The organism is Mesorhizobium sp. A623 (assembly GCF_054489405.1).
The window spans coordinates 100742-117963 of the sequence record NZ_JBTMXB010000005.1; the positions used below are offsets into that span (position 1 = coordinate 100742).

16 protein-coding genes are annotated in these 17222 nt (G+C 62.8%); 6 read left to right on the forward strand and 10 right to left on the reverse strand.

Annotated features, from left to right (window positions below; genetic code table 11):
* The first annotated feature begins 15 nt into the window (after positions 1-15).
* Genes ACX3P1_RS07270 through ACX3P1_RS07290 form a run of 5 tightly spaced genes read left to right on the forward strand, consistent with a single transcriptional unit; the run spans position 16 to position 5386 of the window.
* Positions 16-966 (forward strand): ABC transporter permease, encoded by a 951-nt coding sequence (locus ACX3P1_RS07270; RefSeq protein WP_459078892.1) that lies wholly within the window; start codon positions 16-18, stop codon positions 964-966.
* A complete protein-coding gene (locus ACX3P1_RS07275) occupies positions 950-1837 on the forward strand; it encodes an ABC transporter permease (protein WP_459078893.1) in 888 nt (295 codons plus the stop codon). Before ACX3P1_RS07270 ends, ACX3P1_RS07275 begins: the two co-directional genes overlap by 17 nt.
* Entirely contained in the window at positions 1834-2799 is a 966-nt protein-coding gene (locus ACX3P1_RS07280) for an ABC transporter ATP-binding protein (RefSeq protein ID WP_459078894.1), read from the forward strand. The genes ACX3P1_RS07275 and ACX3P1_RS07280 overlap by 4 nt, the downstream gene beginning before the upstream one ends.
* The gene (locus ACX3P1_RS07285; RefSeq protein WP_459078895.1) at positions 2796-3830 is read left to right on the forward strand and encodes an oligopeptide/dipeptide ABC transporter ATP-binding protein; all 1035 of its coding nucleotides are present in this window, start codon (positions 2796-2798) and stop codon (positions 3828-3830) included. The genes ACX3P1_RS07280 and ACX3P1_RS07285 overlap by 4 nt, the downstream gene beginning before the upstream one ends.
* Entirely contained in the window at positions 3827-5386 is a 1560-nt protein-coding gene (locus ACX3P1_RS07290; RefSeq protein WP_459078896.1) for an ABC transporter substrate-binding protein, read from the forward strand. The genes ACX3P1_RS07285 and ACX3P1_RS07290 overlap by 4 nt, the downstream gene beginning before the upstream one ends.
* A gap of 69 nt (positions 5387-5455) precedes the next feature.
* Here the strand turns inward: ACX3P1_RS07290 and ACX3P1_RS07295 are convergent, their stop codons facing one another.
* The gene (locus ACX3P1_RS07295; RefSeq protein WP_459078897.1) at positions 5456-6994 is read right to left on the reverse strand and encodes a trimethylamine methyltransferase family protein; all 1539 of its coding nucleotides are present in this window, start codon (positions 6992-6994) and stop codon (positions 5456-5458) included.
* 371 nt (positions 6995-7365) lie between these two features.
* Here ACX3P1_RS07295 and dapF point away from each other — a divergent pair, with 371 nt between their 5' ends.
* The gene (dapF, locus tag ACX3P1_RS07300; protein ID WP_459078898.1) at positions 7366-8253 is read left to right on the forward strand and encodes a diaminopimelate epimerase; all 888 of its coding nucleotides are present in this window, start codon (positions 7366-7368) and stop codon (positions 8251-8253) included.
* A 13-nt stretch (positions 8254-8266) separates the two neighbouring features.
* On the opposite strand, the gene ACX3P1_RS07305 is transcribed toward dapF, so the two are convergent.
* The 9 genes from ACX3P1_RS07305 to ACX3P1_RS07345 form a co-directional block, all read right to left on the reverse strand.
* Complete coding sequence (locus ACX3P1_RS07305) at positions 8267-9355, reverse strand: ABC transporter ATP-binding protein (protein ID WP_459078899.1); 1089 nt, start codon at positions 9353-9355, stop codon at positions 8267-8269.
* Positions 9356-9438: 83 nt separating this feature from the next.
* The gene (locus tag ACX3P1_RS07310) at positions 9439-10581 is read right to left on the reverse strand and encodes an extracellular solute-binding protein (RefSeq protein WP_459078900.1); all 1143 of its coding nucleotides are present in this window, start codon (positions 10579-10581) and stop codon (positions 9439-9441) included.
* Positions 10578-11420: an ABC transporter permease gene (locus ACX3P1_RS07315; protein WP_459078901.1), complete on the reverse strand. Its 843-nt coding sequence runs from the start codon at positions 11418-11420 to the stop codon at positions 10578-10580. Before ACX3P1_RS07315 ends, ACX3P1_RS07310 begins: the two co-directional genes overlap by 4 nt.
* Positions 11417-12295 carry an ABC transporter permease gene (locus tag ACX3P1_RS07320; RefSeq protein ID WP_459078903.1) on the reverse strand — a complete coding sequence of 293 codons (879 nt, stop codon included), beginning with the start codon at positions 12293-12295 and terminating at the stop codon, positions 11417-11419. Before ACX3P1_RS07320 ends, ACX3P1_RS07315 begins: the two co-directional genes overlap by 4 nt.
* A gap of 111 nt (positions 12296-12406) precedes the next feature.
* Positions 12407-13435 carry a histone deacetylase family protein gene (locus tag ACX3P1_RS07325; RefSeq protein WP_459078904.1) on the reverse strand — a complete coding sequence of 343 codons (1029 nt, stop codon included), beginning with the start codon at positions 13433-13435 and terminating at the stop codon, positions 12407-12409.
* The gene (locus ACX3P1_RS07330) at positions 13432-13965 is read right to left on the reverse strand and encodes a GNAT family N-acetyltransferase (protein ID WP_459078905.1); all 534 of its coding nucleotides are present in this window, start codon (positions 13963-13965) and stop codon (positions 13432-13434) included. The genes ACX3P1_RS07325 and ACX3P1_RS07330 overlap by 4 nt, the downstream gene beginning before the upstream one ends.
* A gap of 1 nt (position 13966) precedes the next feature.
* Positions 13967-14896, reverse strand: coding sequence for a beta-keto acid cleavage family enzyme (locus ACX3P1_RS07335; RefSeq protein ID WP_459078906.1), 930 nt, complete (start codon positions 14894-14896; stop codon positions 13967-13969).
* A gap of 27 nt (positions 14897-14923) precedes the next feature.
* Positions 14924-16309 carry an aminotransferase family protein gene (locus ACX3P1_RS07340; protein ID WP_459078907.1) on the reverse strand — a complete coding sequence of 462 codons (1386 nt, stop codon included), beginning with the start codon at positions 16307-16309 and terminating at the stop codon, positions 14924-14926.
* 339 nt (positions 16310-16648) lie between these two features.
* Positions 16649-16981 carry a helix-turn-helix domain-containing protein gene (locus tag ACX3P1_RS07345; RefSeq protein ID WP_459078908.1) on the reverse strand — a complete coding sequence of 111 codons (333 nt, stop codon included), beginning with the start codon at positions 16979-16981 and terminating at the stop codon, positions 16649-16651.
* Positions 16982-17222: the final 241 nt, after the last annotated feature.

Sequence of the window (17222 nt, forward strand, 5' to 3'; positions counted from 1 at the left end):
AAAGGGGAGGGGGTCATGCTTGCATACACAGTAAAGCGCATCGGCCTTGGTCTCCTGATCCTCACCTTCGTCATGGTGGCCATGTATGCGGCTGTGTTTCTCGTTCCGGGCGATCCGGCGAGCGTGGCGCTCGGGCCGCGCGCCACGCCGGAACTGAAACGCATGCTGATCGAGCGCATGGGGCTCGACCAGCCCGTCTGGTGGCAGATCGTCGAGTTCTTCCGCAACGCGCTGACCGGAAATCTGGGCTATGACGTCTGGTCGAACCGGCCGGTTTCTACGCTGGTCATGGAGGCGCTGCCCAACACGCTGATCCTCGGCGTGGCAGCACTTAGCGCTGCCCTTCTTGTCGGCGTGCCGCTTGGCTGCCTTTCGGTCATAGGCCGCGGCACGGCCGCCGACGCGGTCATCGGCGTGCTCTCGGTCGGCGTCATCGCGGTGCCGTCCTTCGTCGTCGCCATTTATTCGCTGCTGCTTTTCGCCGTCACCCTGCGCTGGCTACCGGCGATAGGCGCGGGCGAGGCGGGCGATATCGCCAGCCAGGCAAAGGCGCTGATCCTGCCTGCCTTCGCCATAGCGCTCGGCTGGATCGGCTATATCGCGCGCATGGTGCGCGCCTCGATGATGGAGGTGATGGGCGAGCCGCATATCCGCACGGCCCGTTCCTTCGGCCTGCCGGAATGGAAGATCGTCTCCAAATACGCGCTGCGCATCGCCATCATCCCGACGATCTCGCTGGTGGCGGTGGGCTTGGGCAGCATCCTGTCCAGCGCGGTCTTCGTCGAGGCGGTGTTTGCGCGTCCGGGTATCGGCAAACTCATCACCGACGCGGTCAACACCCGCAACTATCCCGTCGTCATGGGCACGGTGCTGATCATGACCGCCATCTATGTTTCCATCACCATCGTCGCCGATCTGTTGATCGCCCGGCTCGACCCGAGGGTTCGCGATGTCTTCCGTAGCTGAAGCATCAGCCCCTTATCCCGACCGACAACGGTTCCCGCTGCTGCGGGCGCTGCTGGCCGATCCGTTTACATGCATCGCCCTCATCCTTGTCGTGAGCTTCCTGATCACCGCTCTTTTCGCGCCCTGGCTTGCCCCTTATTCGCCGACGAAGATCGACGTGCTGCACAAGTTGCAGGCGCCCTCGGCGGCGCATTGGTTCGGCACGGATCATCTCGGCCGCGATCTCTTGTCCCGCATCATCTATGGCGCGCGCACCGCCCTCATGATCGCCATCGTTTCCGTGGCGATAGCGGGTACGATCGGTCTCCTGCTCGGCATCATCGCGGGTTACGGACCGCGCTGGCTCGACGCTGTGCTGGTGCTTGTCTTCGACAGTCTCAATTCCCTGCCGATGATCATGTTCGCGCTCGCCATCATCACCGTCCTGGGTACCGGAACCGGCACGCTGATCATCGTCATCGCGGCAACGTCCTTCCCAAGCTATGCGCGGCTGATACGGGCGCAGACGCTGGCGTTGAAAAACAGCGACTACATTCTCGCCGAACGCCTGCTCGACGCCAGCGCGATGCGCATCATCTTCATCCATCTTTTGCCCAACGTCGTTGGCCCGCTGATCATCCTGCTGTCGATGGATATTCCGGTGGTCATCATGGTCGAGGCCGGTTTGAGCTTCCTCGGCCTTGGTGTGCGCCCGCCGACGCCGTCGTGGGGCTCCATCCTGTACGACGGCTACACCTCGATCCGGGCAGCGCCATTCATGGTCGTTTTCGGCGGCCTGCCGCTGGTGCTGGCGACGCTCGGCTTCACCTTTCTCGGAGAGGGATTGCGGGATTATCTCGATCCGCGCCTGCAAGCGAGGCGACCGTCGTGACCGGCTCGCTTGCAGCGCGTGACCTCAGCGTCCGCTATGTGACGCCGCACGGCAGCGTTCATGCGCTGCGCCATGTCGACATCGAGGCGCATCCCGGCGAGGTGATCGGCATTGTCGGCGAAAGCGGCTGCGGAAAATCGACGCTGGTCACCGCGCTGGCCAATCTTTTGCCGAACAACGCGCGGGTGGAAGGCTCCATCGTCTACAACGGCATCGACCTCACCACGCTCGATGCCCACCGGCAACGGCTTTTGCGCGGCGACGAGATCGCTCTGGTCGGCCAGGACCCGATGACGGCCTTCAATCCGGTGCTGACCATCGGCGACCAGTTGATCGATTTCCAGCATCGCCGCAGGGATCTGGGCCGTGCCGCGAAGAGCGCGCGGATTGCCGCCATGCTGGAGCGCGTCGGCATTTCCGACGCCGAGCGCCGCATGGCGAGCTACCCGCACGAACTGTCGGGCGGCATGCGCCAGCGCGTCGCCATCGCGGCTGCGCTGCTGACCGATCCGGGGCTGTTGATCGCAGACGAGCCGACGACGGCGCTGGACGTGACGATGGAAGCGCAGATCATCCATTTGCTGCGCCAGTTGCGGCGCGACTATAACGGCATCATCGTCGTGGTCTCGCACCACCTCGGCGTCATCGCCGAACTCTGCGACCGGGTCTATGTGATGTATGCCGGCGAGGTCGTGGAATGCGGCGAGGTCGATGCCATCTTCCACCATGTCCGCCACCCTTACACGCAGGCCCTGCTTGCCTGCGATCCGGCGCGCTTTGACAAAAAGCTGGACAGGCTTCCCACCATTCCCGGTTCGCTGCCCAGCTTGACCGACGAAATCGCCGGCTGCGTCTACGCGCCGCGTTGCACGCGCGCCTTTGCGCCATGCCGCACGATTGCCCCGCCGTCGGTGCAGGTTTCGCCCTCCCACGTCGCGCGCTGCCACGCGGTGACGCCATGACGCCGCTGCTCGCCGTCGAAGGCATCTCGGCAAATTTCTCGCGGGGCGGGCTGATCAACCGGCTCGTCAATCCATTTCCGCTGCCTCCCGTCAACATCCTCGACGACGTGACCCTGACCTTGATGCAGGGCGAGACGCTGGGGTTGGTCGGCGAATCGGGGTCCGGCAAGACCACGCTGGCCCGCACCATCCTCGGGCTGATGCCGGCGGCGTCCGGCCGCATCATTTTCGAGGGCAATGAGGTGCGCATGCCGACCGATTTCCGCGCCATGCGCCGTCGCTCGGCGATGATGTTCCAGGACCCGGTCGGCTCGCTCAGCCCGCGCCTGCGCGTCGGTTCGCTGCTGGTCGAACCGCGCATCATCCAGGGCGAGAAGATCACTGATCGCCGCGCTGCCGCCAAGATGCTGTTGGCGCAGGTCGGCCTGCCTGCATCCTTCGTCGACCGTTATCCGCACGAGCTTTCGGGCGGGCAAGCGCGCCGCGTCGGCGTCGCGCGCGCGCTTTCGACCAGGCCCAAGCTGCTTTTGGCGGATGAACCGACCGCCGGCCTCGACGTATCGGTGCAGGGTGACGTGCTCAATCTGATCGGCGACCTGAAGCGCGAACTCGGCTTTGCCGCAATGATCGTGACCCACAATCTGGCGATGATCCGGCATGTCAGCGACCGCCTCGCGATCATGTATCTGGGCCGGCTGGTCGAGACCGGGCCTACGCAGGCGGTGTTTTCAGCGCCGCTTCACCCGTACACCGCGACCTTGATCCAGTCGGAACCGGTGCCGGACCCGCGTCGGCGCAGCTACAGCCTCGCTGTCAGCGGCGAAATTCCAAGCGTGTTTCGGCGGCCCGCCGGCTGCGAATTCCACACACGCTGTCCGATCGTGCGCGATCGCTGCCGCGTGGAGGCACCCGCCTATCGCCAGCTTGGCGAGGGCAGGATGGTGCGCTGTCATTTCCCGCTGATGCCAGGCGGGCAAGAAAGGGAAGCCTTCTCATGCGCTTCCGCAAACCAGCAGGGGAGAACGACATGACGCAATGGAGCACCGACAGACGAACCTTCCTCAAGGCCGCCGGGGCACTGGGGGCCGGCATCGCCCTGAGGCCGGGCTTCGCCTGGGCCGCCGATGGCGACACGCTGCGCATCCGCATGGAAGGCGACCTTCAAAGCCTCGACCCCGCCACCATGAACGGCGGCATCGAGGACGTCATCATGCGCGGCATCTACGTGACGCTGAACCGGCTTGGCGACATCAGGCAGGGCTCGCCATGGGCGTTGTGGGGCGCGGAAAAACTGGAGCAGACCGATCCGACGTCGATTGCCTTCACGCTCATCGACGGGCTGAAATGGTCGAACGGTTTCGGCGCGGTGACCGCCGACGACGTGAAATTCTCGTATGAGCGGATCGCCGACCCAAAGCTCGCCTCGCCCTGGGCCTACCAGTTCGAGCCGCTTGACCGGGTCGAGGTGGTGGACAGCCGCAACGGCATCATCCATCTGAAAAACCCTTATCAGCCGTTGTTCGTGACCTCGTTGCCTTATTATGGCGGGCATATCCTCAGCCGGGCGGCCACCGAAAAGGCCGGCGGCAAGTTCACCACCGAACCGCCGGCTTCCTGCGGCCCCTATATTTTCAGCGACTGGCAGCAGAAGCAGAAAGTGACGCTGACCGCCAATCCCGACTGGCCGGGACCGAAGCCGGATTTCAGCAAGGTCGAGATCTACATCGTCACCGACGATCAGGCGGCGCAACTAGCCTATGAGGCCGACGCCTTCGACTACACCAAGATCGCCATTTCCTCGACCAAGGCAGTGAAGGCAGCCCCGCCGCCCGATACCACCATTATCGAGGCGCAATCGACCCGCTATGTCTGGCTGACCATCAACATGCTCAGCCCGCGCCTCCAGGATTTGAAGGTGCGCCAGGCCGTGCAGTACGGCGTCGACGTCAGTCAAATCCTGACAGGCGTGTATGACGACCTGACCAAGCGTTCCACCGGCGTTGTGCAACCCGGCACCAAGTTTGCCCGGGCCAAGAACCTGATCGAGGCACCGGACTACGAGAAGTCGGCGGCGCTGCTTGCCGAGGCCGGGGTCAGCGATCTGACGCTGACGTTGACCGTGATGAACGATTCCATCCGCAGCGCCACCGCCCAGATCATCCAGGCGAGCCTTGAGCAGGCCGGCATCAAGGTGGAAATCCAGCCCTATGACGAAGCCGCCTATTGGGGCGTCGGCGACAAGACCCAAGGCGATGGCTACAAGAACCTCGACCTGGCGCTGATGGATTTCGCGGGCGGCGTCGATCCGTCGGAAAATCTCGTCTGGTTCCGGTCCGACCAGATCGGCGCTTATAACTGGTCCGGCTTTGACAACGCCGAGTTCGAGGCCAATTACCAGAAGCTGGTCTCTGAGGTGGACGAGGAAAAGCGCATTCAGCTTTCGCAGCGCATGGAGGACTTGATGGAGGAGTCCGGCTGTTTCGTCTTCATCTGCCACCAGCCGCTCGTCGTCATCCACAAGTCGAATTTCGAACCGGTCATCTATCCGGACGGCCACCCGAATCCGGTGCTGTTCAAGAAGGTGTAGCGCGCTCGCGCTTGACGAAAAACGGCGGCAGGAGATTGCCGCCGCTTTTCCGTTCGAATGGGCGAAAAATCAGTTGAGCGGCGAGCCACCCTCGCGCTTGCGCCGTTCCATATAGTCGCGCAAAGCATCGTCGATGCCGGGGTCGATCGGCGGCTGCTCGTAGTCGGCGACCATCCGCTTCCAGATCGTGTTGGCGCGTTCGGGGGCGGTCACCTGGCCGCGCTCGAGCCACTGGTTGTAATTGTCCCAGTTGGAAACCAGCGGCGAATAGAAGGCGTGCTCGTAGCGCTGCATGGTGTGGGCCGCGCCGAAGAAATGCCCGGCCGGCCCGACCTCGCGAACCGCTTCGAGCGCCAGCGTATCGGTGTCGACGACCGGCGGCTCGAAATAGGCCGCCATCATCTGCAGCATCTCGGCGTCGATGACCAGTTTCTCGAAGGAGGCGGTCAGGCCGCCGCCCAGCCAGCCGGCCGCATGCAGCACGAGATTGGCGCCGCCCATCAGGCAGCCCCACAGCGACATGGCGCTTTCATAAGCCGCCTGTGCGTCGACCGCGTTGGCGGCGGTGACGTTGCTGGAACGGAACGGGATACCGATCAGGCGGCAGAGCTGGCCGGTTATCTGTGCGGCCTGCGTGTATTCCGGTGTGCCGAAAGCCGGCGCGCCGCTCTTCATGTCGACGTTGGAGGTAAAGCCGCCATACATGACCGGCACACCGGGGCGCACGATCTGGGTCAGCACGATGCCGGCCAGCGCTTCGGCATGCTGCTGGGAAAGCGCGCCGGCAAGTGTCACCGGCGACATCGCGCCGGCCAGCGTGAACGGTGTAATGACGTTGACCTGACCGTGACTGGCCATCGTGATCAGCCCTTCGGCCATCGGAACGTCGAGTTGCAGCGGCGAATTGGTGTTGATGATCGCGGTGAATACCGGCATTTCGTCGGCCAGTTTTTCGCGCGTGGTGCCGAGCGAGATGGCGACCATTTCAAGCGCGTCCAGCGCCCGGCCTTCGCCCAGCGCCTGCGGCTGCCAATTCTTGTCCAGCAGGGTGATCTCGGCATAGTACAGGTCGAGATGGCGCGTATTCTGATGCAGGTCGAGCGGTTCGAACGGCCCGCCGCCTTCCTGGTGCAGCACGTTGAACGACTGTATCAGCTTCAGGTAGTCGCACATCTCGGCATAGGTGCCGGGCCTGCGGCCGCGGTCGTTGTCCATCACATAGGCAGGGCCGCCGACGGAAGACAGGATGCAGTGCCGGCCGCCGACCTTGACGTTCTTCTGCGGATTTCTGGCGCGCAGTTCGAACGAAGACGGCGCCATGGCAACGTGTTTCATGACCATGGCGCGGTCGAAGCGCACGCGCATCTCGCCTTCGTCGACATCGGCGCCCGCCGCGCGATAAAACTGGCGGGCTTGCGGCTGCAAGACCTTCATGCCGATCTCTTCCAGAATGGTGAGGCCCATTTCGTGGATGGTCGTGACCTGATCGACGGACAGGATTTCGATCGGCGCGTAGGGCCGCGTCAACTGCTTCCAGGGGCGCTGCTGGATGCCGCCGATCTCACGCGGCGGTCGACCCGGCCGGCGACGTATCGAGGTGCGTTCCATGGCTCTTCTCCTCGGTCGGAATATCATGCAGCGGTCACCGCTTGAGGCGGATATGGCAGTTCAAATCAGGTGAATTGGCCTAGGGCGATCTCGAATTGACTGGCGTGGATCATGGGCACATCGCACTTGTTAAACGACCGTACAACAAGGCTAGCCGAAGCGTGCGGGGAAGGCAATATCCGAACCAGGTGTGGCGCGGACGCGGATGCCGGGGGTCGATGACCGGCAACGTTACGGTGCGGTTCGCGATAGTGCCGTCGCCCTTGCTTCGACGAAGCATAATGGATCAAATGACGCTGCTCCCCGCTGGATGAAGTTGCGGGCCGTGTCACGACTTGGATGTCGGCAATGGGAACGATAGGTTGCGCAGGATGAACCAGTTTTCGTTGCCAGATGTGCTTGCCGATAGCGGACGGCCGTTCGTCAAGATGCACGGGCTGCGCAACCATTTCGTGATCTTCGACCGTCGTGTCGATCGGCGCGGCTTCCGGCTGGATGACATCGTGCGTATCTGCGATGCGCATGTCGGGGTCGGCGGTGACCAGTTGTTGACCATCGAGCAACCTTCGGCGGCGGGCATTGCCGTCGGCGCGTATGCGGCCATGCGGATATTCAACATCGACGGGCGCGAGGTTTCGGCTTGCGGCAACGCCACGCGCTGCGTGGCGCATCTTCTGTTCGAGGAAAGCGGCGGGACCGAGCTAGTTCTGGAGACCGGCGGCGGCATGCTGGCGTGCAGCCGTGCCGGTCCGATGCAGATCAGCGTCGGGATGGGGCCGATCAGCCAGGATTGGCGCGCTTTTCCGATGGCGCAGGAGGTCGATACGCTGCATCTGCCGGTTTCAAGCGGGCCGCTGGTCGACGGTCTCGCCATCTGGATCGGTAATCCGCATGTGGTGTTCTTCGTCGACGATCTCGATACGGTGAACCTGGCCGAGTTCGCGCCTGCGATCCAGAACCACAAGCTGTTTCCGGAAGGCGTCAATGTCGGGGCAGCTCAATTGTTGGACAGCGAGACGATCCGGCTGGCGGTGTGGGAGCGGCCGGGGATGTTGACCGAGGCGTGCGGGACAGGGGCCTGCGTCGCGGCATTTGCCGCACGTTTGCGGGGCTTGTCGCACAGCAGCCGTTTTACGGTGCACCTTCCCGCCGGTGCGCTGACGATCGACATTTCCGGCGACAGGGCGGTGATGACCGGACCGGTGGCCTATTGCTGCCGGGGTGTCGTCGAGTGCGAGGCCGATCCGGCGGGGCTGTAGAGCCCGGCTTCATTTATACCCCGATGCGCAAACCGTTCTCATCGAGAAGCACGCATCCCGACGGGTCGAAGCCGACATCCACCATTTCGCCCTCGCGCAACGGCTTGCCATCGATCAGCGTATTGGCGCGCAGGATCGTGTTGTCGCCGATATCGATCTCGTAGACGGCATTGCCGCCAAGATAGGAGGTCGAGACGATCCGCCCCGCGAGCCTGTTGGCGATGGCGGCAGCGCCCACCAGCAATTTCTGCGGCCGGATGACGATGGTGACGCGGCTGCCTTGTGCCAGGAGCGTGGGCGACTGCGCCTTGACCGAGCGGCCGTCAGCCAGCGTGATCGTCGCTGTTTTTGCGTCCGCCGACGTCACCGTGCCTTTCAGCATGTTGGCCTTGCCGAGAAAGTCGGCGACGAAGGCGGTGGCCGGTTCGTCATAGACCTGCTCGGGCGAGCCGATCTGCTCGGCCGTGCCGGCGTTCATGACGACGATCTGGTCGGACATCGACAAGGCTTCTTCCTGGTCGTGCGTCACGAAGATGGCGGTGATGCCGGTCTCCTTCTGGATTTTCTTGATCTCGACGCGCATGTCCTCGCGCATATTGGCGTCGAGCGCCGACAGAGGCTCGTCCATCAGCAGGACTTCCGGTTCGAAGACGATGGCGCGGGCAAGCGCGATGCGCTGCTGCTGACCGCCCGAAAGCTGCGACGGCAATTTTTTCTCGCTGCCCGGAAGCCGTACCATCTCCAGCGCCTTGCCGACCCGGCGGACGATCTCGGGCTTGGGCACATCCCGGTATTTGAGGCCGAAGGCGACATTGTCGAAGACGTTCTTGTGCGGAAAAAGCGCGTAGCTCTGAAACACCAGGCCGATATTGCGCTTGTAGATCGGGATGTCGTCGACCCGCTTTCCGCCGATCGAAATCTGGCCCGAGGCAATATCGACCAGACCCGCGATCGAGCGCAGGATGGTCGTCTTGCCGCAACCGGAAGGCCCTAGCAGGGTGACGAAGCTGCCCTTGCGGATCGCCAGCGAGAAATTGCGCACGGCGGTGAACTTGCCGTAGGCGATGTCGATGTCGCGAAATTCGACTGCGGGTTGTTCCATCGATTGCTTCCCGCTGCGCGTGGATTGGGCTGCCCCGGCCAAATCGGCCGGGGTGATGGTCGGGACGGCTGTCGAAACTGCCGTCATGCGCCTTTCGAGATCCTGTCCCACTGTTTGGTCCAGGCGTCCTCGTTGTCGGCCCAGTAGATCGGGTCGGCGAAGGTGATCGATTCCATCGTACCGGTCGGATCGAAGGCCGGCAGGGCGGCGATCTTGTCGGTCAGCTTGACCTTGGTCGGATCGAGCGAAGGCGGATAGCTCTGGCCTTCGGCGACCGCGATGGAGGTGGCGGGGTCGAGCATGAAATTGATCAGTTCCTCGCACTCGGCCATCGGCGATCCCTTGAGCACCAGCATGTCTTCCATCCAGCCATAGGATTTGGGCGGATCGAGATAGCCGATCGGACGGCCTTCCTGTTGCAGGGCGGCAACGCGGCCCGACCAGGCATCCGTCACCACGATCTCTCCCTTCGACAGAAGGTCCATCAGTTCCGCGCCCGAACTCCAGAACTTCTTGGCAATGTCGCGGGTTTCGCGAACCTTTGCCCAGACGGCGTCCATGTCCTTGATGTCGTTGGGGTCCTGGCCGGTCTGCAGCGCCGCATACCAGACGCGCGTCGTCATGTCGGCGTAGCCGCCGATCTTGCCGGCATATTTCTTGTTGGTGAGCAGGTTTGCGCCCTGTTCCTTCGCCTCTTCGGCCGAGATGGCGTCGGTGTTGTAGGCGATGCCCGTCGTGCCGTAGTCGTAGGGTACGGCCGAGATTTTCGGCGTGATCTTGCGGAACGGCGCGATCATCGCCTCGGCGACATTCTTGATGTTGGGGATGTTGGCTTCGTTGAGTTCCGAGTTGTAGCCGCCATTCACATATTTGATGTAGTAATTGACGCCGGAGGAATGGACGACCTGGAAGTCGCCCTCGCTCGAGGTCTTGATCTTGGTGATGATCTCGTTTTCGTCGCCGAACGTTCCCTGCACGACCTTGATGCCGGTCTTGGCGGTGTAGGGCTGGAAGGCGAATTTGTCGATTGCCTCCTGCACCACGCCGCCCCAGCCGTCGAAACGAACCTCCGTGGCAGCCGCAAGCGCGCGGCTCATCCACGGCATCGAAAGGCCGGTGGAAGCAGCAGCCGCCGCCGCCAGCGTCAGGAAATTGCGTCGGCTGAGATCGCCGTTTCCGTGCCTCTCGCTCAGTCGCTCCAGTCTTTTCGTAGTGGACATCTTCATTGTATCGCTCCCTTTTTTTCCGTCTTCTTTTTAAATCGAGTAACGCTTTGCAATAGGAATCCGCCGAGCAGCGGGATGCCGACCGTCACCAGGATCATGACGGTGCCAAGCGCGTTCACTTCCGGGCTCACCGAGATTTTCAGCATGGCCAGGATCTGCGTCGGCATCGTCTCGACGCCGGCCGGGCGCCAGAACAGGCTGGCCGACGTGTTGTCGAAGGAAATCGTGAAAGCCAGCATCAGGCTGGCCAGCACCGCCGGGATGAGCAGCGGCAGCGTGATCTCGCGAAACGACGACAGGCGCGACGCACCAAGCGACAGCGCCGCTTCCTCATAGGTGCGGCTGATGCCGATCATCCGCGCCTGCACGATCAGCACCACATAGGGCAGTGTAAGGAGAATGTGGCCGAGTAGCAGAAGCAGCAGGCTTCGCGGCTGGCTGATCGCCTTGATCATGACGAGAAGGCCGACGCCGAGGATCGTCTCGGGTACGAGTGCCGGCAGGATGACCAGCGTGTTGATCGCCTGCTTGAAGGGGAAGTGGAACCGGACCAGGGCGTAGGCGGTCATGACGCCGAGCAGCGTGGTGATCGCCGCCGTTGCAAGGGCGATCCACATCGATGTGCGAAAGGCGTCGAGAACCTGCACGTTGGTCAGCAACTTCGCATACCAGTGCAGGCTGAAGCCGGTAAGCGGAAAGCCGCCGAACATCGAGGCGTTGAAGGAAAGTACGACCGTGGCGATGATCGGCGCGAACATGAAGATGTAGACGCAAAGCGTGATCGCGCCGGTCAGCCACCACGCCCATCGGCTTTCGCGGTCGCGCCGCCTTGCGCTCATCCGCCCATCCCCTTCATGATCTGGGACATGCCCATATAGCGGCTATAGGCGGCGGCGGCGCAGCCGAGGATGACGAACAGGACGATGGAAAGCGTCGCGCCCATCGGCCAGTTGAGCTGGCCCATGATCGTGTCGTAAATCAGATTGCCGAACAGCGCGTCGCGGCTGCCGCCGAGCAGTTGCGGCGTCACGTAGCTTCCGGCGGCAAGCACGAAGCAGAGCAGCAGCCCCGCGCCCAGCCCCGGCAGCGACAGCGGCAGCGTCACTTCTCGGAAGGCTTGCGCGTTGGTGCAGCCCATGGAGCGCGCGGCGGAAATCAGCGTGCGGTCGATGCTCTCAAGGCTCACATAGACGTTGAGGATCATGTAGGGCAGCAGGAAATGCAGCAGCCCCATGATGACCGCGCCCTCGGTGTAAAGCATGGGCAGCGGCTCGGAAATCACGCCGAACTTGAGCAGCACGACGTTGATCAAACCCTGTTCGCCAAGAATGTGAATCCAGGAGAAGGTGCGGATCGTGAAGCTGATCCAGAACGGTACGATGAGCAGCAGCAGCAGCAGCCATTTGTGCCGGAACTTCGTGGCCCAGATGAAATAGGCCGGAAAATAGCCGACCACCGCGCAGATCGCGGCGGTGAGGGCGCCCACGCGCATCGTTTTCCAGAGAAAGCCGTGGTAATAGGTATCGAAGAGAAATTCTTTCCAATTGTCCAGCGTCAGAACGGCTGATTCAACACCTGCGGTAACGAAGGTGAAGAACGTGTAGGCCGTCATCATAACGATCGGTAATATCAGCAGCAGCAGGACAAGAAAAAGTGCGGGCGCTACAAGCACCCACGCCAATCTTGGATCGTACAGCGTCCAACCTTTTGTCACGATCCCCCGATCGAATTGATGGCAGTCAATTGGCGTTCAGTCCGCTCTGGGTGCAAGACTGGACGATTGGCGGCCCGGTGTCCACCGCGAAGGTCCGAAAAGTTTGAGCTGCTAACGTCCCGCACCCGCGAAGCCGGTGAGGAAGGCCGTCAGATTGTCGCCCAGCGCATCGCAGAGATAGCCGCCCTCCTGCACGATCGTCGTCGGCAGGCCAAGCTTGGCGATTGCCTCTGCGATGCGCGAGAATCCGGGTGTAGTCACCGACAGGCCGCCGAACGGATCGCCTTCGAAAGCATCGAGCCCCAGCGCCACGACCAGTGCGTCCGGCGCAAAGGCGCGGATGCGCCGGAACGCGATCTCAAGCGTATCGAGGAAGATGGTGTCGCCGGATTTGCGCGGCAGCGGCAGGTTGAGATTATAGCCGAGGCCGGGGCCTTCGCCACGCTCGTCGGCATGGCCCCAGAAGAACGGATAGAAGCGCACCGGATCGGCGTGCAGCGAGACGGTCAGCACGTCCGGGCGGGCGTAGAAAATGCCCTGCGTACCGTTGCCATGGTGCAAATCGACATCGAGGATGACTACGCGCGCGGCGGATTTTCGCAGCACTTGCGCGGCCACCGCCGAATTGTTGACGAAGCAGAAACCGCCGGCGACATCGGCAAAGGCGTGGTGGCCGGGCGGGCGGCACAGCGCGTAGGCGGCGGGCTCGCCGGCAAGCACTGCTTCAGCCGCCTCGACCGCACTCCACGCGCTCCACAGCGCGCTGTCGAACGTATCGGCCGAGATCGGGCAGGCGGTGTCGGCCATGTGGTAACCGGCTTGGCCGACGGCGGATGCCGGGTAGGAGCCGCCGCGCGCGATCGGGTGGATGTTGGGGATCACTTCCTCGGAAGCCCCCTCGATGCGTTGCCAGCGGACAAAAATATGTTCGAGGAAATCGAGATATTCCGGCGTATGCACCGCCGCCACCGGCCCAACCCCATGCCTGTTCGGCCGCGCGACGGTGCAGCCGGCGGCTTTTGCGCCGGCAAGCAGCCGCTCGACGCGTTCCGGCTGTTCCGGATTAGGCTTTGGCGCACCGCTGGAAAGGAACGCTTTCGGGTCGTGGCGCTTCTGCTCTTCGGCGAAAAAGGCTTTCATGTCGGCTCCGCTCCATCGTTTTCGCGGGCTGCTCCATAGCTGCCCGCCAAGGCGAAGAAGGCTTCGCCGTCGATCCTGTGCACCTGTTCCCCATGGGAGTGCTCGATGCCAAGACGCTCGTAGAATGCCTGCGCGGCGTGGTTGTCGGTATCGACGGACAGCCGGAGATAGACGCCGCCCTCAGCTTTTGAAAGCGCCGCGACCCGTCGCAACAGGCGCTCGCCGATCCTCAAACCGCGAAAGCGCTCCTCGACGAAAAGGTCCTGAACGTAGACGCCGGGCCATCCCATCCAGCTCGAAAAGATCGGGAAATACAGGCACATGCCGGCGAATTCCTGCTCCGTCTCCGCGATCAGCGTCGAAAATGCCGGGTTTTCGCCGAAGCCGAAGCGGCGCAGATCATCCAGCGTGCTGGTCATCTTATGCGCTTCGCCCACCGCCTCGGCGATGCCGGCAAGGCCCGCGTGGATGTTGGCGATGTCGCCTTGCGTAGCGGGGCGGATCACAAGTTCCGGCGGCGCTGCCTTCATCCTAGAACGCCACCTTGTCGCCGCCCTTCAACGCCAGCATTTCGCGCGCCTCGTCGGGCGTGGCGATTTCCAGCGACAGCGCTTCGAGAATGGTGCGGATGCGGCGAACCTGATCGGTGTTGGATTTTGCCAGTTTATGCCCGTCATAGAGCGAATCCTCCAGCCCGACGCGGACATTGCCGCCCATGGCGGCGGCGATGGAAATCAGCTTCATCTGGGCGCGTCCGGCGGCCAACACCGAGAACTGGTAGCTGTCGCCGAACAGTTTGTCGGCAATCCGCTTCATGTGCACCAGATTGTCCGGGTCGGCGCCGATGCCTCCCAAAATGCCGAGCACGAACTGGATGAAGATCGGCCCCGACACCAGCCCCCGGTCGCGGAAATGCGCCAGCGAATAAAGGTGGCCGACATCGTAGCATTCGAATTCGAAGCGCGTACCGCAGCCTTGCCCCAGCCTTTCGAGCACCGCTTCCATGTCGGCAAACGTGTTCTTGAAAATGGTGTCGCGGGTCGCCTCCAGCAGTTTCGGCTCCCATTCGTGAAGCCATTCGCGTGGCCGGTCGAGCATCGGAAACAGGGCGAAATTCATCGAGCCCATGTTGAGCGAGCACATTTCCGGCTCTGCCCGAAGCGGGGCGGCAAGCCGCTGGTCGAGCGTCATCAGCGAGGAGCCGCCGGTGGTGATGTTGATGACGGCATCGGTCGCCTGCTTGATACGCGGCAGGAACTGCATGAATATTTCGGGGTCGGCGGTCGGGCGGCCGTCGCTTGGATCGCGGGCGTGCAGATGCAGGATCGAGGCACCGGCCTCCGCTGCCGCAACCGCTTCCGCCGCGATCTGGTCCGGCGTCACCGGCAGATGCGGGCTCATGCTGGGCGTATGCACCGAGCCGGTGACGGCGCAGGTGATGATGACTTTCCTTGCCGCCATTTTTCTCCCCCCTGAATGTTTCCCGCTCTAGCCGTTCACGGGCAGGTCGAGTTCGGCGGCCAGCGCCGCCAGCGCATCGCCGAAGATCGCAACCATCTCGCCGACCTGCTCGCGCGTGATGATGAGCGGCGGGGCCAGGATGAAATTGTCGAGTTCCATGCCGTCGCCGCGAATGCGCCGCGAATAGACGATCAGCCCGCGTGCATAGGCGAGGTCGAGCAGGCGCTGGTTGGCGTTCTTCGCCTTGGGCAGCGGCGCGAAGGTGAGGGGATCGGCCACCATGTCGGCGCCAATCAGCAGGCCTTTTCCGCGCACGCCGGCAACGAAGGGAAAGCGCTTGGCCAGTCCTTCGACTTCCGATTTCAGCAACTCGCCCATGGCGGCGGCGTTTTCCTCGCAACCAAGCCGCTCCATCTCGCCCAGCACCGCCAGCCCGGCGGCACAGGCCAGCGGATTGCCGGCATAGGTGTAGCCGTGCTGGAAGCCGCCCATGTCGAGCACCGGCTCGACCAGTTTTCGCGAGGCGATCATCGCGCCCAGCGGCGCATAGCCGGAGCCGATGCCTTTCGACATGGTGACGATGTCCGGCCGGCAGTTCCAATGGTCGCCGCCGAGATATTTGCCGGTGCGCGCCGCCCCCGACATCACCTCGTCGTGGATCAGCAGGATGCCGTAGGCGTCGCAAATCTCGCGGATGCGGGCAAAATAGCTGTCGGGCGGCACGAGCGCTGCGGTCGCCGCCCCGCCGATCGGCTCCATGATGAAGGCGGCGACGCTTTCCGGTCCTTCCGCCAGGATTTTTTCCTCGAGCATGTCGGCGTAGCGGATGCCGCGCTGTTCCATGGAAAGGTTGTCGCGGTCGCGATAGGCGGTCGGCGCGGGCACGGCGGGCATCGGCTGGATTTGCGGCGCAAACGTCTCGGTCAGCGCTAGGTCGCCGGTTACGCCCAGCGCGCCGATGGTGCCGCCATGATAGGACGGCATGCGGCAGATCACTTTCCAGCGCTTCGGCTGGCCGATGGCGACGGCCCATTGCCGCGCCAGCTTGATCGCCGATTCCACCGCCTCCGACCCGCCGGAGACGAAGAAGATGCGGTCGAGGTCGCCCGGCATCTTTGCGGCCAGGCGGCGTGCCAGTTCCTCGGTCGCCTCGTTTTCGAAATGCAGCCGGTAGGCGAAGCTGACGCGCTCCATCTGCCGCTTCATCGCCTCGATCACGACCCGGTTGCCATGGCCGATATTGGTGACCATCGGCCCGCTCGACCCGTCGATGAAGCGGCGGCCGTCCGTGGTCCACAGATAGATGCCCTCCGCCCTATCGACCAGCGGCCGGCGCTGGCGCGATCCGTAGAAGAGATGCGACGGCGGCCGGACTTCTTCGATATCCATGGAAGCGGTGGCGGCGTGCGACATGGAACCCCCTGTTTCTGGAGCATCGGACCGAAAAGTGGAACCCGGTCTTCGGATTATTCCGGTGCTCGGTCCGATGCGCAATCCAAAGTGGCAGAGCGTCCTTTGTGCGTCAAACCTTCACGAATGGGAAACCACCCATCGTTCAATTGGCTCTTGGGGAAAATACCAGGCGAAGCAATGCTCGCCGGAACAAAAGACGCCATCCATGCCGGGCAAAGCGATCAAGGGGGACGATCAAACGGGAGCGGACGCGCCAGGCAGAAAGCCCGCGCCCGCAGTTTCATCCCGCTTCTATCTCACAAGCGCGGCGTGATCGCGCGCTTGGGCCAGCTGGCTTCGTCAGACGACGGAAATCCGGGACCGTGACCGCGTTTCTTCTTCTTCGAAGAGGATGGCGTAGATGACGGGTTCGTAGAATTTCAGGAGCGTTTTCACGAACATCTTTTCGTCCACGCCGAGCGAGCGTGCCCAATCGCGGTAGCGATTTGGTGGAATTCGCCCGCGCCCGTTCTCCACTTGCGAGATGAACGTGTAATATTCCAGGCCTAGCATCCGCGCCATCACACGCTGTGAAAGCCCGGCCGTCTCGCGCATTTCCTTCAGCCACACACCTGCTTCGATGCGCAGTTCCTGCGTGGCGCTCAAGCTGCCTTGTTCCTGCAACGCGGTCATTTCTGTAACCTTCCGTTCACATGGCACTTCGAAAAGGCCCGATATCGACCCGCCTCTTGCATAAATATAATGCCTCCCGCTTGAATGCCAAATGCCGGGGGTTGCGTCAATCCTATACCGGTATAAATTTTACTGCATTTTTCGCTTGCGGCTTTGCGAATCTTTGGCTAGAGCTTTCAGGCCGGGGAATGGATATTCCTTAGATGCGGCAGGCCTGCTGGCGATGCACTTGCTTTTGTTC

Coding starts and splice junctions, on each gene's coding strand:
- ACX3P1_RS07305 (WP_459078899.1), bottom strand. CDS start 9,355: ATGGAACAACCCGCAGTCGAATTTCGCGACATCGACATCGCCTACGGC.
- ACX3P1_RS07345 (WP_459078908.1), bottom strand. CDS start 16,981: ATGACCGCGTTGCAGGAACAAGGCAGCTTGAGCGCCACGCAGGAACTG.
- ACX3P1_RS07275 (WP_459078893.1), top strand. CDS start 950: ATGTCTTCCGTAGCTGAAGCATCAGCCCCTTATCCCGACCGACAACGG.
- ACX3P1_RS07340 (WP_459078907.1), bottom strand. CDS start 16,309: ATGTCGCACGCCGCCACCGCTTCCATGGATATCGAAGAAGTCCGGCCG.
- ACX3P1_RS07290 (WP_459078896.1), top strand. CDS start 3,827: ATGACGCAATGGAGCACCGACAGACGAACCTTCCTCAAGGCCGCCGGG.
- ACX3P1_RS07335 (WP_459078906.1), bottom strand. CDS start 14,896: ATGGCGGCAAGGAAAGTCATCATCACCTGCGCCGTCACCGGCTCGGTG.
- ACX3P1_RS07330 (WP_459078905.1), bottom strand. CDS start 13,965: ATGAAGGCAGCGCCGCCGGAACTTGTGATCCGCCCCGCTACGCAAGGC.
- ACX3P1_RS07295 (WP_459078897.1), bottom strand. CDS start 6,994: ATGGAACGCACCTCGATACGTCGCCGGCCGGGTCGACCGCCGCGTGAG.
- dapF (WP_459078898.1), top strand. CDS start 7,366: ATGAACCAGTTTTCGTTGCCAGATGTGCTTGCCGATAGCGGACGGCCG.
- ACX3P1_RS07310 (WP_459078900.1), bottom strand. CDS start 10,581: ATGAAGATGTCCACTACGAAAAGACTGGAGCGACTGAGCGAGAGGCAC.
- ACX3P1_RS07325 (WP_459078904.1), bottom strand. CDS start 13,435: ATGAAAGCCTTTTTCGCCGAAGAGCAGAAGCGCCACGACCCGAAAGCG.
- ACX3P1_RS07315 (WP_459078901.1), bottom strand. CDS start 11,420: ATGAGCGCAAGGCGGCGCGACCGCGAAAGCCGATGGGCGTGGTGGCTG.
- ACX3P1_RS07285 (WP_459078895.1), top strand. CDS start 2,796: ATGACGCCGCTGCTCGCCGTCGAAGGCATCTCGGCAAATTTCTCGCGG.
- ACX3P1_RS07270 (WP_459078892.1), top strand. CDS start 16: ATGCTTGCATACACAGTAAAGCGCATCGGCCTTGGTCTCCTGATCCTC.